Raw genomic sequence first — 16,871 nt, forward strand, 5'->3', positions numbered from 1 at the left:
GGCGATGCAGGATCGGATTGCCCCCGGCCCCGATGGCAGCGTCCCCGACGCGGGCGACACCGTGCTGACCGTCGAGAACCTCAGCATCGACTTTCACCTCAGGACTCACATCCTTCACGCCGTCCGCAATGTCAGCTTCGACCTCCACCGCGGCGGCACGTTCTGCCTAGTTGGCGAAAGCGGCTCGGGCAAGAGCGTGACCGCCCGGGCGCTGCTGCGGATCATCGACAAGGAAGCGCGGGTCACCGGCGGGCGCATCATCCTGAAGACGGGCCCGGAGCCGCTCGACCTGACCGCGCTTGGCGAAGACAGCCGCCAGATACGCGACGTTCGCGGCGGCCGCATCGGTCTCGTCTTCCAGGAGCCGATGAGCTCGCTGTCGCCGGTCCACACCATCGGTTCGCAGATCGTCGAGGCGTTGCGCCTCCACCGTCACATGGACAAGCGCGCGGCGTTGCGGGAGACCGTCGAACTGCTCCGCCAGGTCGAGATCGCCGATCCGGAGAACATGGTGAAGCGCTACACGTTCGAGTTCTCCGGCGGCATGCGCCAGCGGGCGATGATCGCCATGGCGCTCGCCTGCGATCCTGACATCCTCATCGCCGACGAGCCGACCACCGCCCTCGATGTCACCACCCAGGCTGAGATCCTCGACCTGATCAAGCGGCTCCAGATGTCGCGGGGCATGGCGATGCTCCTGATCACCCACGACCTCGGCGTTGTCGCCGAGGTCGCCGATCGGGTCGCGGTGATGCGCTATGGGGAGATCGTCGAGCAGGGTTCGGTCGACGATATCTTCTATCGCCCGTCTCATCCCTATACCCGGCGTCTGCTAGAATCGACGGTGCGCCTTGAGCACCACGCGCACGTTGGGTCCGCAGCCGATCCCTCCGAACCCGTATCGCCGCCGCGCGCGGTGCTGTCGGTTCGCGGTCTCACCAAGGCTTTCGGCGCAGGCCGCCAGTGGCTCGGCTCGCCGGGGCACGCGTTCAAGGCGGTCGACGATGTCAGCTTCGATCTCGAGGACGGCGAGAACCTCGGCATCGTTGGCGAAAGCGGATCGGGTAAGACAACGCTCGGCCGGCTGATCCTGCGCATCATGGACCCGACCGCCGGCAACGTGATCTACCGACCCGACGCCGCAGCGGACGAAGTTAACGTCACCGATCTCGACAAGCGAAACCTGCGCAAGTTCCACGCCCAAGTCCGCCTTATCTTCCAGGACCCTTTCTCGTCGCTGAACCCGCGGATGACGGTCAAGCAGATCATCGGCGAGCCGCTGCTGGTCAACGGTCGGGCCAAGGGCAAAGCGCTGGAGGAACGGGTCGGCGAATTGATGGAGACGGTCGGGCTCGATCCAGCGGCGATGGAGCGTTTCCCGCACGCGTTCTCCGGCGGTCAGCGGCAGCGTATCGGCATCGCCAGGGCACTGGCGCTCGACCCCCGCATCATCATCGCCGACGAGGCGACTTCGGCCCTCGATGTGTCGATCCGCGCCCAAATCCTCGACCTACTCCTCGGCATCCAGGAGCGGCTACGGCTCAGCTTCATCTTCATCTCACACGACATCGCCGTGGTCCGCTACTTCTGCCAGCGCGTTGCGGTGATGCACAAAGGCAAGATCGTCGAGATCGGATCGGCCGAGCAAATCTGCACCGAGCCGCAACAGCCCTACACCCAAAGCCTCATCTCCGCCGTTCCCAACCCCGACCCGCGTAACAAGCGCATGCTCCACCGCACCCGTTTCGTCGCATAAGGAACCATCACGTGCCGAAATTCTCCGCCAACCTTTCCTTCCTCTATCCCGACCTCGACTTCACCGATCGGTTCGCCGCCGCGGCGGCGGATGGCTTTCGGGCGGTCGAGTACATGAGCCCGTACGAGGTTCCAGCCGAAACCCTCGCCGGCCTGCTCGCCGAACACGGCTTGACGCAAGCGCTGTTCAATCTTCCGGCAGGTGACTGGGCTGGGGGCGAGCGCGGTGTCGCCTGCTTGCCGGACCGGGTCGACGAATTCCGCGCCGGCGTTGACGCGGCGATCGCTTATGCGCTGGCGCTCAAGTGCTCCAAGATCAACTGCCTCTCTGGTGTCGCGCCGGAGGGTGTGGAACGGTCGGTGCTTGAAGAAACGCTGGTTGCCAATCTGCGCTACGCCGCCGAGCGGCTGGACGCAGCCGGCATCAAGCTCGTGCTTGAGCCGATCAACACCCGCGACATTCCGGGCTTCTTCATCCCGCGCACCGACGACGCGGAAGCCATCTTCGCGCGCGTCGATCACGCCAATCTGTTTCTGCAATACGACGTCTATCATGCCCAGGTCATGCAGGGCGATCTGGTCGAGACCCTTCGGCGGCTGGCGCCCCGCATCGCCCACATTCAGATCGCCGATAATCCGGGACGACACGAGCCGGGGACCGGCGAGATCAACTATTCCTTCGTGCTCGCTGCCATCGATGACGTCGGCTACGACGATTTCGTCGGCTGCGAATACAAGCCGCAAACCGACACCAGCGCCGGCCTGAGCTGGATGCGTCCCTACCGCTGACCACTGGAGCCGGGCGCTTCCCGCCCGGCTCCTTGGCCCAAACGAATTGCCCCGCGGACCGCGCTGTCCGTCCGCTCCGATCGTCGAAAGAAAGGATGACTCATGCCACAGTCCGGCCCCCAAGTACCGTTCGGTGCGGTCTATTTCCGCAAGTCCAATCCGCCGCGCGAGGATTGGGAACGCGACTACGGGATCGCCGCCGAAGACGGCCTCAACGTCTTCCGGTACTGGTTCATGTGGAGCGCGATCGAGCGGGCGCCCGACTCCTACGACTGGGAGGAATACGATCGCCAGCTCGACATGGCGGCGGACAACGGTATTAAGACGATCATTGCCATCCTGCTTCACGCCGCGCCGGACTGGGCGGTGCGCAAATACGCGCACGGCCGGCAGATGACCTGGGACGGGACGCCGCTGCCATCGCTGATGGGCCCGTCGGCTGCGACCGGCGGCTTCGCCGGCAACAGCGGCGGCGCCGGCACGTTGACGCTCAACTGCCCGGAAGTGCGCGAGCAGGCCCGCAAGTTCATGGTAGCGCTCGCCGAGCGCTACAAGGGACACGCCGGGTTCTGGGGCTACGACGTCTGGAACGAGTGCAACTACTCGCCCGACGTTGACTTCAACCCGTTCACCAAAGCCCGCTACCGCGAGTGGCTGCGCGCCAAGTACGGCGACCTCGAAACGCTGTCGCGCGCCTGGTATCGCTATTCCTACGCCGAGTGGGACGATATCGAGCCGCCGGCGCGGACCGCACCCTATCCCGAAAACCTCGACTGGCTCGCCTTCAAGCGCGACGACTACTACGACCAGATGCAGTGGAAGATCGACACGATCCGGGCGATCGACCAGGACTGCCTGATCGCCGCCCATGGCGTGTCCGGCGCGATCACCGACATGGCGTCGCGCGGCTGCGACGATTGGCTGGCGGCCTCCAAGGTCGAGGCCTACGGCTTCACCTGGATCGCGGCGCGCAAGGGCAATCAGCCGTGGCGCAACTTTCACGGCGTCGATCTCACCCGCTGTGCGTCGCGAGGCAAGCCGTTCTGGCACGCCGAACGCCAGGGTGGACCGCTGTGGATCCAGCCGCAAGTGGTCGGTCGCGACAAGGAGGACGGCCGCGTCGCCGAGCCCGAGGACATCCGGGTCTGGACGATGACGTCGTTCTCTGGCGGCGCCCGCGGCATCATGAACCTGCGCTATCGTCCGCTGCTCGACGGCCCGTTGTTCGGCGCCTTCGGTTCCTACGGTATGGACGGTTCGCGCACACCGCGGTCAGACATGGCGAGCGCCATGGCGAAATGGGCCAATGACCAAGCGCAGAAGCCGGTGATGGCGGCGCGTCCCGTCGGTGGCGACATCGGTATTCTGATCGCGCCCGAGACCCAGCAATGGGCCTACCTCCTCAACTATCAGGGTCAGTTCGACACCTATCCGGCGGCGATGTGGGGCGCCTATCGCGGCTTCTTTGACAATGGTCTCCAGCCCGATTGGGTTCACATCGATGACATGGACTCCTACGACGCCCTCTACGCCCCGTACCCGATCATGCTGACCCGCGAACATGCCCGGCGGCTGGCCGCCTGGGTCGAAACCGGTGGCACGCTGATCTCCGAAGCTTGCCCCGGCTATTTTGGCGATCGCGGTAAGGTGGGAACCGTGCAGCCCAACAACGGTCTCGACGTGCTGTTCGGCGCCCGCGAAAGCGAGGTCGAGTTCATGCCCGATATCGGCGACCGGATTCGCTTCACCCATGATGGGCTGACGCTCACCGGCGGCGGCTTCCTCCAGTCCTATACGCTGGCCAGCGGTGAGGCCCGCGGGGCGTTTACCGACGGGCGACTCGCCATGGTCGAGAACACACACGGGGACGGACGGACGTTGCTGATCGGCACCCATCCGTCGGTCGGCTACTATCGTGACGAAGCGGAAACCGGCCGGCAGTTCTTCGCCCGGATGTTCGCCTTCACCGGCCGGACCCAGCACGCCAGGGCCGACAATCCGCTGATCCAGGTGCGCATCCATGAGGGCGACGGGCGCACCTATGCGTGGTTCCTCAACCCGACGCGCCAGACTCAGTCGGGCCGCGTGGTCTTCGGCCGGGGCGCCGTGACGCCGGGCACCGTGCACTGGGCCGGCGACGGGGCTGCCTTCGACGGCGAGACCTTCAGTCTGCCGCCGCGGGATGCCTTCGTAGTCGAATTGACGTAAACCCGGCCGGCCGACCGGCACAGATGATTGCAAGGAGAGTGTGACGTGAAAATCGGTTTCATCGGACTGGGGGTCATGGGGCGGCCGATGGCGGGGCATCTGCTTGCCGCAGGCCACGAGCTTTTCGTCAACCGGGTCAAACCCGTGTCGCAGTTTCTGGTCGATCAGGGCGCCACTGCCTGCGCGACCCCGGCCGAGGTGGCGACCGCCGCCGATGTGGTGATCCTGATGGTGCCGGACACGCCCGACGTCGACGAGGTGCTGTTCGGGACGAACGGCGTGGCAGAGGCTCTGTCGCCGGGCAAGCTGGTGATCGACATGAGCTCGATCTCGCCGGTCGCCACCAAGGACTTCGCCGCGCGCATCGCTGCCAAGAATTGCGGCTACCTCGACGCGCCGGTGTCCGGCGGCGAGGTCGGTGCGAAGAACGCGGCACTCACCATTATGGTCGGCGGTTCGGAGGACGACTTCGCCCGGGCGCTACCGCTGTTCGAAACGATGGGCAAAACCATCACTCGGGTCGGCGGGATCGGCGACGGCCAGACGGCCAAGGTCGCCAATCAGATCATCGTCGGCCTCACCATCGAGGCGGTCGCCGAAGCTCTGCTCTTCGCTCGCAACGCCGGCGCCGATCCGGCCAAGGTGCGCGAGGCGCTGATGGGCGGCTTCGCGTCGTCACGCATCCTCGAGGTGCATGGCGAACGGATGATCAAGGAGACCTTCGATCCCGGTTTCCGCATCCGGCTTCACAACAAGGACATGAACCTCGCGGTCGAGTCGGCACGGGCGCTCGAAATCGGCCTTCCGGGCACGGCACTGACCCAGCAGCTGATGAACGCTGCGCTTGGTGCCGGCGACGGCGACCTCGATCACTCCGGCCTAATCCGGACGCTGGCGCGCCTGTCGGGACAAGGGGACTGATCGGCAATCGTTGCCGATCGGGTGGTCACGCATCGTTCAGCGACCAGTCGTAGTCGGTTCCGCCGATCCGCGAGAAGCCGCCGAGCTGAGAGGCCAGCGGTTCGTCGGCATAGCCCTGCATGTGCCGGATAACGCCGGCGTCGCTCGACCCGAAGTCCTCCTTGAACCAGCGATAGAGGCTGGAAACCCGGAGCGAGCGCCCGCGCCGGATGGTCACGCCACGGGGATGGTTCACATAGGCCCGCGCGGCAGCGTTCAGATCGGCGTCGAGCGTCGCCGCCCGCCACGCCGTGCCCTTGAGGTTCGGGCAGCCGATTGACGCGCAGTTGACGGCATAGTGGACCCGTGGATCGCGGAATGTCGGGCGCATGGTGTCGTGTTCGATGTCGTCGAGCGACATCGGCACGCCTTCGACTTCGACCAGTTTGGTGCGCCACGGCCCGGAGAACGCCTTCAGGTCGAAGCCGGTTCCCGTGCTTTTGATGTTCTTGATCGAACGGACCGGATAGGCGTCGAGCACCACCTTGAGGGTCAGCGTGTTGTAGAGGTTGGTCCAGTAGGCGAACGCCGCCGATGGCTGGAGCGTCGACGGCGCTTCATCCGAGAGCGCCGCGATGATCGCGTTGAGCCGTCCGAGATCGTCGGCGTTTCGCTTCCACGCCGCGTAGCGGACGCGGGCGACACCATCGTCGCCGACCACCACATAGCGGTCGAGCAGGTTGTCATAGATCGACAGAGGATCGTCAACGGCCAGGGCGAAGCGTGGTGCCAACGCCGTGGTGACCAGCGCGGCGGCGCCAAACAGGATTTCGCGGCGGGAAAGAGTCACGTCTCAGGTATCCGATCGAGCCATTCGTTTCGCGGCTCGCCCTTGCCGCATGGGAGACATCTTGCCCGCGGATGTGGATCACCTGCTACTCAAAGCGTTGTGAGACAGCGGCAAAGCGCGATAACGGTCAGCACCGGCCGTGGTGTGGCGCTGGCGCGCGCCATTGCGCTGGATTAACATCGGCCCGACCGCACGCAGGATCAGCGGGGATCATGTTCGGGGTCACCTTTCAGGACAGCCCATTATTGGTCGTGACCGTCATTGCCGTGGCGGTCGTGCTCGTGTTCCTTCTGATTTCGGCGATCGTTTCGGCGATCTGGGGCAGGGGCCGGGGCGACGACGCGCTGCCGCCCGACGAAGACTATGACGACGAACCCCAGTTACCCAGGTTCGACGACGAACGCCGCAATTCTCGCCGGCTACCGAAACGGTTCGGATTCGTCGCGCTGTTGGTGTCGTTCATCGTCGGTGCCGTCGCCGGCGGCGGCGGGTTGGTGGTTCTCTCCAACGACGGCGATCTCGATTCGTCGATGCGCTCAATGGTTCACCTGGCCGACACCGCGTCTTCCAGGGCGCTCGCCGCCATGGGTTGGGGGGGTACCGAAGAGGCCGCGCCCGGAGCACCGGCGCTCGACTCCGGCCTGGATGTGGAGGAACCGGTGGGCGAAGCCGCCGCGAGTGAGGTGGCGGCACGCCTCGCCAACTTCGCGGCAAGGCTCAAGGGGACTCTGCCGCGTGAAGCCGGCCCCGAGTTCGCCCTGACCAGCGTCGATATGGAGGGCATGACCCTCAACCTTGGATACACGATCGCCCGGCCGATGCGCGAGGCTGACCGCCCGGCGTTCGACGGCTTCATCATGCGTTCGGTTCGGTCTTTGTTCTGTGGCGAAGGGTCTCAGGAAATCCGTTTCCTCAACGATCATGGCGTCGCTTTTCGCATGACCTACCGCGATGCGCTCGGGGAAACATTCACCCAGCTCGATGTCCCTCCGAGCTACTGCGCCTGACCGCCGCTGGGGGTGGCCAAACCGGCGTTCGCGCTTGATTTGTGGACGATATTTAAGCCGCGCCGTGGCTGGTTAACCGCTGGCGGCTATGCCATATTGGCGCCGACTGTCAGTATCGTATCGGGTTGGGGACCGCACCATATGCTGCGACCACGCTTCCTCTTTTGGGGAACGCTGTTTTTTGCGCTTTCGCAGCCGGTCGCCTCCTCTGCGCAGGTCGGTTCGGCCGCGCTCCAATCGGAACTCGATTCGGTCTACCAGAGGCTTCTCGCGGATCCGGCGAACCAGGCGCTGAACCGGCGCCTGATTGATATCGCCGTTCAGCTCGACGATTACGACGCGGCGATCGGCGCGGTCGAACGGCTGATCTTCTACGATCCCGATAACGCCGCCCTGCAGCTCGAAGCCGCCAGGCTCTATGCGCAAATCGATTCCTACGCGGCAGCTGCCGGATACCTGACCGATGCGCTCGCCCTCGCCAGCATCACGCCGGCGGAGCGCCAGGAGGCCGAGACGCTGCTCCGACAGGCGAACCGCGCCACGCGGCCGTCGCCTTGGAGCGGCTTCGGCCAAGTCGGCGCGCGCTATCAAAGCAACGCCAATCGCGGCTCGGTGGCGCTGGGCCTCAACGAGCCGCTGCCGTTCGAGGGACCGGTCGAGGACTGGAACAGCTTTGCTCTGGGGACGCTCGGCCTGGCGGTGCCGGTCGACGACAACGTTACCCTCGAGGCCGCCTTGTCAGGCTACTACGCCGACCAGGAGAAGATCGATCGCCTCGATCTCGGTTTCGCCGAATTCACCGCCGGTCCGCGTCTGGCATCGACCGACGGGACGGTGTCGATCAAGCCATACGGGTTGGTTCAGGCCATCATGCTGGGCGGCGAAGAGTATCAGACCGCCTATGGCGGCGGGGCGTTGGTGCGCTTCACCTATTCCGACGGCTGGTGGGTCGAGCCGCAATACGAGTACAAGGACCGGACCTTCTACAACACTGACGACTATGAGACGGCGCGGGATCAGACCGGTGATCTCTCGACCTATGCTCTCAACATGAACGCCCTGCTCGCGCAGAGCGTCAACCTGTCGTCGCGGATCGCCTATAACGAGAACCGTGCACGGAAGAGCTACCAGAGTTACGATCAGTATCGGGCCACCATTGCCCTTGAGGTCGGCTTCGACCTCTTCGGCGTCGAGAACTGGTCGGTCACGCCGTTCTATAGCTACGCCCACACGGATTTTCGCGGCATCGCACCGACCGAGCGATTCGCCGGCCTCAAGACAAAGCGCAAGGATCGCCAGTGGAGCGTCGGCGGAGACCTTGAAATCCCGGTACGGGAAAACGTGGCGCTCGGGGTCGCCGTGGAGTATACAAAGAACAAATCCAACCTTGACCGTGACAAATACGAAGACTGGACTGTCGTGGTTGGGCCACAAGGCAGATTCTAGAGGTTAGCGATGCGCCAGCGAAAGACCATCGGAATGGTGTGCGTCGGCCTTGCGGCGGCCCTCGCCCTGACGTCGAGCGCGGTTTACGCTGACACCGTCGGTGCGGCTGCCGCCGTGCGGCCGTCGTCCACCGGCACGCCGCCAGGCGGCAGCGTCCGGACGCTGCAGGTCGGCACCGAAATCGTTTCCAGGGAGCGGATTCAGACCACCGGGTCGGGCTCCCTCCAGGTCATGTTCAACGACAAGTCGACCATGACCATCGGACCGAACAGCGATCTGGTCATCGACCAGTTCGTCTATGACCCCGGCGCCAGCGGCGGCACGTTCGCCACCAGCCTAACGAGGGGAGCGCTTCGCTTCGTCGGCGGCCAGATCAGCCACACCGAAGGCGCGACCATCAACACCCCAGTCGCCACCTTGGTCGTGCGCGGTGGGGCGGCGTTGGTCACCCACGATGCCTCGTGTGAGGCGACGGCACGCTCTGGTGCCGCCCGGGATAACTGCACCAAGGTCGTGTGCACCGGTGGGAACTGTACGGTCACCTCGCGGGTCGATCGCCGCTCCTTCCGGTTGAGGATCAATCAGGCGGTTGAGGTCGGCGCTGCCGGCGCCGTCGAGTTCAACGTGACGTCGGTGACCCTCAACGACGTCGCCAAGGGTGGCGACGGCGGCATTGTCGCCGGGCGGAAGGCGAACCAGACCGGCAGGACGACCGCCAGATCGGCATTCGACGACACCATTCTCGAACAGACACCGGAACCACCGCCGCCAGCTCCCCCGAACTAGGCGCGGTGTTTTCGGCCGGGCGGCCCGAAGCGTAACAACCAACCGAGGCGCGTACCGTGGCCGTCTTCCCCTTTGATTCCGATGCCCTTCCCGGCCCCAATGTTGTGGTCGGGGCAGCCGGAACCGACACCGTCATTATCACCATCGTCTCCGCTCAGACCACGGTCGATATCTCGGCCTGGACTCTGGTCGGCTGGGACCCCAACCCCACCGACAACGATCGGGTCAACATTGTTGGCTCGGCTGGTGCGGACACCATCACCGGCAGCATTCAGGTCGATGTCATCGACGGTAAGGCCGGAGACGACACAATCGTGTGGGATGGCTCTGATGAGACGGTAAAGGGTGGCGATGACACCGATACACTGGTTGTCAATTCCGCTGTAACGATCGATCTTGGCAACCTCCTCGATCAGACGACCAGCGATACAGCGACCGTTACCGAGTTCGAGAATGTCGACGCCAGCGGTTCCGCGGCTGCGGTAAACCTCACTGGCGACAACAACGCCAACGTTCTGACCGGTGGTGCCGATGCCGACACCATCAGTGGTTTGGGCGGTAACGACACCATCGACGGCAAGGGCGGCTCGGACACGATCGATGGCGGCCTGGGCGACGACCGGATCGTCTATGACGGCGCGGATGCCACGGTTGCCGGCGGCGGCAACGATGCGGACGGTGACACGCTCGTCGTCAACGGTGCGGCGACGATCAATCTTGGCGCCGCCGACCAGAGCGGCCTTCTCGACAATGCGGACGTCACCGGGTTCGAGAACGTAGATGCCAGCGGGTCGAAGGACGCCGTCTCGCTGACTGGCAGCGACGTGGCCAATGTTCTCGCCGGTGGATCGGCGGCGGACACAATCAACGCCGGTGAAGGCAACGACGAGATCGTTGGGTTCTCGGGCGCGGATCAGGTCGACGGCGGGTTGGGCACCGACACGCTGACCCTGAAGGCGACGTCGATTGACCTGAACACCGCGGACGACGGCGATCTGATCGGTATCGAGATCGTGTCGGCGGCTGGCGCTGACGCGGTCGTCGGCCCGCCGACCGGGGTGACCATCGATCTGTCGAACCAGAGTGACGGGTTCACGATCATCGGCAGTGATCACAATGACATCATCACCGGTTCGACCTTTGTCGATGTCGTAAAAGACGGTGCCGATGTGATCGACGCCGGTGAAGGCGACGACGAGATCGTTGGATTCTCGGGCGCAGACCAGGTCGACGGCGGGTTGGGCACTGACACGCTGACCCTTGCTGCAACCTCGAACGACCTGACCGACGCCAGCGACGGCGATCTGATTGGTGTCGAGATCGTGTCGGCGGCGCTGGCTGGGGCCGGATTGACGATTGATCTGTCGAACCAGAGCGAAGGGTTCACGATCACCGGCAGCGACCACAACGACATCATCACCGGCTCGACCTTTGTCGATGTCATAAAGGACGGTGCCGACATTATCGATGCCGGTGAGGGCGACGATGAGATCGTTGGATTCTCGGGCGCAGATCAGGTCGACGGCGGGTTGGGCACCGACACGCTGACACTTGAGGCGACGTCTATCGACCTGACCGACGCCAGCGACGATGATCTGAAGGATGTCGAGATCGTCTCGGCGGCGCTGGCCGGAGCCGGGCTGACGATCGACCTGTCGAAGCAAAGCGACGGATTCACGATCACCGGCAGCGACCACAACGACATCATCACCGGTTCGACCTTTGTCGATGTCGTAAACGACGGTGCCGATGTGATCGACGCCGGTCTCGGCGATGACAGGGTCGTTTATGACGGTACAGATGTGTCGGTCGAAGGTGGCGGTAATGACGTTGGCGGTGACACGCTGGAGGTTAATGCCGCGGCGACGGTTAACCTTGGCGACGCCGACCAGACCAGCGATTCGGCGGACGTAACGGGGTTCGAGAACGTCGACGCCAGCGGGTCGAGCGACGCGGTCGACCTGACCGGCGACAGCGGTGCCAACACGCTGACCGGCGGGTCGGGCAACGACACCATTGACGGCGGCGGAGGCGCCGACACCCTCGCCGGCGGCGGCGGAAGCGACCAGATTGTCTACGATGGCGCTGACGTGTCGATCGATGGTGGTGACAACGGCGGCGACACGCTGGTCGTCAACGACGCGGCGATCGTCAACCTCGGCAACGCTGCCGACCAGACGAGCGACGACACGGCGATCGTCACCGGGTTCGAACATGTCGACGCCAGCGGGGCGGGCGCGAACGAACCGGTTGACCTGACCGGCGACGCCAATGCCAACACCCTGACCGGCGGCTCGGGCGACGACACGATCGACGGCAAGGGCGGTTCGGACACGCTCGACGGCGGCCTCGGCGATGACCGGATCGTCTATGACGGAACGGATGTATCGGTCGCCGGCGGCGGTAACAATGCCGGCGGCGACACGCTTGAGGTCAACGCAGCGGCGATTGTCGATCTCGGCAATGTCCTCGATCAGACGACCGACGCGGCGGAGGTGACCGGGTTTGAGAACGTCGACGCCAGCGGCTCTGCCGGCCCGGTGGACCTCACCGGCGACGATGGGGCGAACACGCTGATCGGCAGCTCCGTCGCGGATACCATAGAAGGTGCCGGCGGTGCCGACACCATCGATGGCGGCGCCGGTGACGACGAGATCATTGGCTTTGTTGACGCCGATGAGGTCGACGGCGGCGACGACACTGACACGCTCATTTTGGCCGCGACCTCCGCGGACCTCAACGACGCGGCGGACGGCGACCTGATCAATGTCGAGATCGTATCGGCGGCTCTCGCCGCGGCCGGGGTGACGATCGACCTGTCCAACCAGAGCGATGGCTTCACGATCACTGGCAGTGCTCAAGGCGACACGATCGTCGGCTCGTCCGACGAAGACACCATCGACGCCGGTGGCGGCAACGACGAGATCACCGGCGGCAACGGCGCGGATGTCATTAACGGTCAGGGTGGCCAGGACAGGATCATCGGCTTTGTCGGTGCGGACCAGGTCGATGGCGGCGGCAATGACGATACGATCGTCCTCGACGGAACGTCGGCTGATCTCAACGACGCCGCCGACGGGGATATCGTCAATGTCGAGGCGGTATCGGCCGAGGATGCGTTCCAGATCGCGGCGGCGCTCTCCGGCATCAAGATCGATCTCAGCGGTCAGAGTGATGGCTTCGCGATAACCGGAAGCCTTCTCAAGGACACACTGATCGGATCGTCGGGGAACGATGCGGTCGACGGGGGTGACGGCGACGACAAGATCACCGCCGGCGAAGGCGCCGATTTCGTCCAGGGCGGGGCCGGCAACGATACCATCATTGCCGGCGCGGGCGACGGTAACGACGTCTACAACGGCGGTGGCGGCAGCGGCGACACGGTCGACTACTCGAAGACATCGGGTGGCGTCAAAGTCGACCTGCGACCGAAGGATCAGTCCGGCGAGTCGGTGAATGGCGATCCGGGCAACTTCGATGCGCTGATGGCGCTCGGCGGCTTTGCCGATGAGACGACGGAGGTCGGGCTCGCCACCGGAGCCGAGATCGGCACGGATGTCCTCCACAAGATCGAGAACGTGATCGGCAGCACTGGCAACGATACGATCCTCGGCGACGACGGTGTCAACGTCCTCGACGGTGACGACGGCGAGGACAAGATCTGGGGCTATGACGGCAACGACACGATCAGGGGTGGCAACGGCAAGGACACACTGGTCGGCGGCAAGGGCAATGCCTCAGGTCAGAACTCCGGTAACGACACGCTGCTCGGCGGTAATGGCAAGGACAAGCTCTTCGGCGAGGACGGCAAGGACATCCTTCGCGGGGGCGAGGGGAACGATCAATACGCCGGCGGCTCCGGCAAGGACACGCTGTACTTCGACGGTGACAAGGATAAGGACAAAGCCTGGGGTGGCGACAACCGCGACACCTTCGTGTTCGAGGGCAAGTTCGGCACCGATACGATCAAGGACTTCCTCGCGGTCGGCAGCCAGAGCGACAAGATCGATCTGACCGATTTCCGCTCCGTCTCGTTCGGCGACCTGAAGATCGTCCAGAACGGCAACAACACGGAGATCACCGGACTGGGATCGGGACGCAAGATCGTCCTCGAAGTCGTCAACGCGGGCTCATTGACCGCCGACGATTTCATCTTCGCGCCGAAGGCCATCAAGGGGAATGGCAACGACAATGTCCTGAAAGGCGGAAAACGCGATGACGATATCAGCGGCCTCGGTGGTGACGACAAGCTCAAGGGTAAGGACGGCGACGATCTCCTCAAGGGCGGTAAGGACGACGACAAGCTCTATGGCGAAGGCGACAACGATACGCTGAAGGGCGACAATGGTGCCGACAAGCTGTTCGGTGGTGGCGGTGACGACATCCTCAAAGGCGGCGACGGCAAGGACAAGCTCGAAGGCGGCAAGGGTAACGACACGCTCACCGGCGGCGGCGGTAAAGACAAATTCGCCTTCGACGCGCCGAACGAGGGGGTCGATACGATCACCGATTTCGACTCGGGCAAGGACGTCCTCCAGTTTTCGGCGAAGGGCTTCGGCAATGGGCTGAAGGCCGGAGAAACCCCGAACTTCGTCAAGCTCGACGTCGTTGCCGGCTACACCGATGCCGGCAACAAGGGCGTGTTCCTGTTCGACACGTCCGGCGCCGACAAGGGCACGCTGTTCTGGGATGCCAATGGCGGTTCCAGCAGCGATGCGGTGGCGATCGCCATGCTCGGCAATGCCGGGCTCTCGAAAGGCGATTTCGATATCATCTGACGGTCGGTGTGCTAATGGAGCGACGCCAGCGGCACCGCGCCGCGTTGTCGCCTGATCCGAGGCGCGCGACGGTAGGCTTGGCGTGTCACGGTTGTTGAGGAGTGCCAAGTGGTCGTCAGAGCCGGTTGGGCCTATGTCGTTCTTGTCGGCGTCGTCCTGATCGGCGCCACGGTCGTTCGGATCGCCGACCCGTTCTTTCTTCAGGCGCTCCGCCTCATTGCGTTCGACACATATCAGCGCCTCGAACCGCAGACCTATGATGCCGACATCCCGGTCCGCGTCGTCGACATCGACGAGGAATCGCTGGCGCGCGTCGGTCAGTGGCCATGGCCGCGGACGACGGTGGCCGAGCTGCTGGAGCGTTTGGTCGCCGGCGGGGCCGCGACGGTCGCCTTCGACGTGCTGTTCGCCGAGCCCGACCAGACCTCGCCCGAGCAACTGGTCGCGCGGCTGTCAACCGAGGAAGCGGAACTGATCGAGCCGCTGTTCGCCGAACTGCCGAGCCATGACGCTGTTTTCGCTGACATGATCGGCCGGACGCCGACGGTGCTGGCGACCGTACTCACCAATGACGGACGCAGCGCACCGGTGCCGGTCAAGGCCGGTTTTGCGGTGGCCGGCGACGATCCGCGACCGTTCATTCCGATGTTTGCCGGGGGAACCAACAACCTGCCGGAGTTGCAGGCCGCGGCGACCGGCATCGGTGCGATCAACTGGATTCCCGATCGCGATCAGGTGGTGCGACGGCTGCCGTTGGTCTACCGGCAGGGCGAGGAACTGGTGCCGACCTTCGTTACCGAGACCCTGCGTGTCGCACAGGGCGCAAGCACCTACATCCTCAAGGCCTCCAATGCCAGCGGCGAGACTGCCTTCGGTGAGTCGACCGGTCTGAACCACATCAAGGTCGGCGCGCTGGAAATCCCGACCAACGCCGACGGCGCCCTTCTGCTCCAGTTCCGACCATCCAATCCGAGCGCCTTCATTCCGGCCTGGTCGGTACTGTCCGGTGAATTCGATCCGAACGATGTCGCCGGGCGGATCATTCTGGTCGGATCAAGCGCCGCAGGACTGAACGATCTGCGGGCGACCCCCCTCGATGCATCGCTGCCGGGGGTCGAAGTCCAGGCGCAGGCGCTCGAGCACCTGCTTTCGCAGCGGAGCCTGACCCGCCCGAGCTACGCGATCGTTCTGGAGCTCCTGTTCGTCCTCGCCGTCGGCATCGCCCTCGCGGTCGTCCTGCCACGAATCTCCGCCGGCGCATCGGCGGTGCTCGGCGGGACCGTCATTCTGGTTGTCGTTATTGGCGCCTGGCTTGCGTATCAGCATGCCGGTCTTCTGCTCGATCCGACGTATCCGGCGATTGCCGTGATCGCCCTGGTGGGGTCGTCGACGCTCTATATCTACCGGCGGGTCGAACAGCAGCGGGGCGAAGTCCGCCGTGCTTTCGGGCACTACGTCTCGCCGGCCGTGGTCGACGAGCTCATCGCCGACCCCGACCGTCTCGAGCTCGGCGGCGAAGTCCGCGACCTCACGCTGTTGTTTTGCGACGTGCGTAATTTCACGTCGATCTCGGAGACGATGACGCCGCACGAACTGACCCAGTTCATCAACGATCTTCTCAGTCCGCTCAGCGAAATCATCCTCAAGCACCGCGGCACGATCGATAAGTATATGGGCGACGCCATCATGGCGTTCTGGAATGCGCCGCTCGACGATCCGGACCACGCGCGCCACGCTGCGCTGGCGGCGTTGGATATGGCCGCGGCGATGGACGGGCTCAACGAAGTGTGGCGGCGCCAGGCAGAGGAGGCCGGTCGTCCCTATCGCCCGGTGGCCATCGGCATCGGTCTCAACTCGGGCCATTGCTGCGTCGGCAATCTCGGATCGACGATCCGGTTCGACTATTCGGCGATCGGCGACGACGTGAACCTCGCCTCTCGGGTCGAGGGGATGTCGAAGCAGTATGGGTTGACGGTGGTGCTCGGCGAGTCGACCGCGGCGGACAGCGGTGAACCGGTGCTGGAGCTCGACGTGATCCGCGTTAAGGGCCGGGCGCAGCCGAGCCGGTTGTTCACCTTGCAGGCGGCTCTGGAAGCATCGCCCGAACAACTCGCGAAGCTCGCGCCCAAGCACGACGCGATGCTCACCGCCTACCGGGCCAAGGACTGGGACGGCGCCGATGCGGCCATCGCCGCTTGCCGCGCGATCGGCGTCACGGCGCTCGATGCCTACTACGACCTCTTCGCCTCCCGCGTTGCCGTCTGGCGGGAAACCCCACCGCAAGCGGACTGGGATGGGGTGTTCACGGCGACGGAGAAGTAGCGCCATCACCGCCACCGTCCCGGAGGGCGA

The 16,871-nt window shown here is 64.6% G+C and carries 10 protein-coding genes; 9 read left to right on the top strand and 1 reads right to left on the bottom strand.

Annotated elements, in window-relative coordinates:
* The first annotated feature begins 4 nt into the window (after nucleotides 1-4).
* The 4 genes from ACO076_RS07780 (at nucleotide 5) to ACO076_RS07795 (ending at nucleotide 5,673) form a co-directional block, all read left to right on the top strand.
* Nucleotides 5-1,756, top strand: coding sequence for an ABC transporter ATP-binding protein (locus tag ACO076_RS07780; protein WP_421726150.1), 1,752 nt, complete (start codon nucleotides 5-7; stop codon nucleotides 1,754-1,756).
* Between the two features lie 11 nt (nucleotides 1,757-1,767).
* Entirely contained in the window at nucleotides 1,768-2,544 is a 777-nt protein-coding gene (gene hyi / locus ACO076_RS07785; protein WP_421726151.1) for a hydroxypyruvate isomerase, read from the top strand.
* 102 nt (nucleotides 2,545-2,646) lie between these two features.
* Complete coding sequence (locus ACO076_RS07790; RefSeq protein WP_421726152.1) at nucleotides 2,647-4,752, top strand: beta-galactosidase; 2,106 nt, start codon at nucleotides 2,647-2,649, stop codon at nucleotides 4,750-4,752.
* Between the two features lie 45 nt (nucleotides 4,753-4,797).
* On the top strand, nucleotides 4,798-5,673 hold the full coding sequence (locus tag ACO076_RS07795; protein ID WP_421726153.1) for a 2-hydroxy-3-oxopropionate reductase: 876 nt from the start codon (nucleotides 4,798-4,800) through the stop codon (nucleotides 5,671-5,673).
* A 25-nt stretch (nucleotides 5,674-5,698) separates the two neighbouring features.
* Here the strand turns inward: ACO076_RS07795 and ACO076_RS07800 are convergent, their stop codons facing one another.
* Nucleotides 5,699-6,502, bottom strand: a complete 804-nt coding sequence (locus ACO076_RS07800; protein ID WP_421726154.1) for a DUF547 domain-containing protein — start codon at nucleotides 6,500-6,502, stop codon at nucleotides 5,699-5,701.
* 212 nt (nucleotides 6,503-6,714) lie between these two features.
* Here ACO076_RS07800 and ACO076_RS07805 point away from each other — a divergent pair, with 212 nt between their 5' ends.
* From ACO076_RS07805 to ACO076_RS07825, 5 genes are all read left to right on the top strand, one after another.
* Nucleotides 6,715-7,509: a hypothetical protein gene (locus ACO076_RS07805; protein WP_421726155.1), complete on the top strand. Its 795-nt coding sequence runs from the start codon at nucleotides 6,715-6,717 to the stop codon at nucleotides 7,507-7,509.
* A gap of 141 nt (nucleotides 7,510-7,650) precedes the next feature.
* On the top strand, nucleotides 7,651-8,955 hold the full coding sequence (locus ACO076_RS07810; protein WP_421726156.1) for a surface lipoprotein assembly modifier: 1,305 nt from the start codon (nucleotides 7,651-7,653) through the stop codon (nucleotides 8,953-8,955).
* A 9-nt stretch (nucleotides 8,956-8,964) separates the two neighbouring features.
* Nucleotides 8,965-9,741, top strand: coding sequence for a FecR family protein (locus ACO076_RS07815; RefSeq protein ID WP_421726157.1), 777 nt, complete (start codon nucleotides 8,965-8,967; stop codon nucleotides 9,739-9,741).
* A 56-nt stretch (nucleotides 9,742-9,797) separates the two neighbouring features.
* Nucleotides 9,798-14,519 (top strand): beta strand repeat-containing protein, encoded by a 4,722-nt coding sequence (locus tag ACO076_RS07820; RefSeq protein WP_421726158.1) that lies wholly within the window; start codon nucleotides 9,798-9,800, stop codon nucleotides 14,517-14,519.
* A gap of 108 nt (nucleotides 14,520-14,627) precedes the next feature.
* Nucleotides 14,628-16,841 (top strand): CHASE2 domain-containing protein, encoded by a 2,214-nt coding sequence (locus ACO076_RS07825; protein WP_421726159.1) that lies wholly within the window; start codon nucleotides 14,628-14,630, stop codon nucleotides 16,839-16,841.
* Nucleotides 16,842-16,871: the final 30 nt, after the last annotated feature.

Origin of the sequence: Bauldia sp., from assembly GCF_965232525.1 — a bacterium.
In the GTDB taxonomy this organism is placed as follows: domain Bacteria; phylum Pseudomonadota; class Alphaproteobacteria; order Rhizobiales; family Kaistiaceae; genus Bauldia.

What these genes read in the sequence shown, in the direction of transcription:
- ACO076_RS07790 (WP_421726152.1), top strand. Translation starts at nt 2,647, where the DNA reads ATGCCACAGTCCGGCCCCCAAGTACCGTTCGGTGCGGTCTATTTCCGC.
- ACO076_RS07815 (WP_421726157.1), top strand. Translation starts at nt 8,965, where the DNA reads ATGCGCCAGCGAAAGACCATCGGAATGGTGTGCGTCGGCCTTGCGGCG.
- ACO076_RS07810 (WP_421726156.1), top strand. Translation starts at nt 7,651, where the DNA reads ATGCTGCGACCACGCTTCCTCTTTTGGGGAACGCTGTTTTTTGCGCTT.
- ACO076_RS07805 (WP_421726155.1), top strand. Translation starts at nt 6,715, where the DNA reads ATGTTCGGGGTCACCTTTCAGGACAGCCCATTATTGGTCGTGACCGTC.
- ACO076_RS07780 (WP_421726150.1), top strand. Translation starts at nt 5, where the DNA reads ATGCAGGATCGGATTGCCCCCGGCCCCGATGGCAGCGTCCCCGACGCG.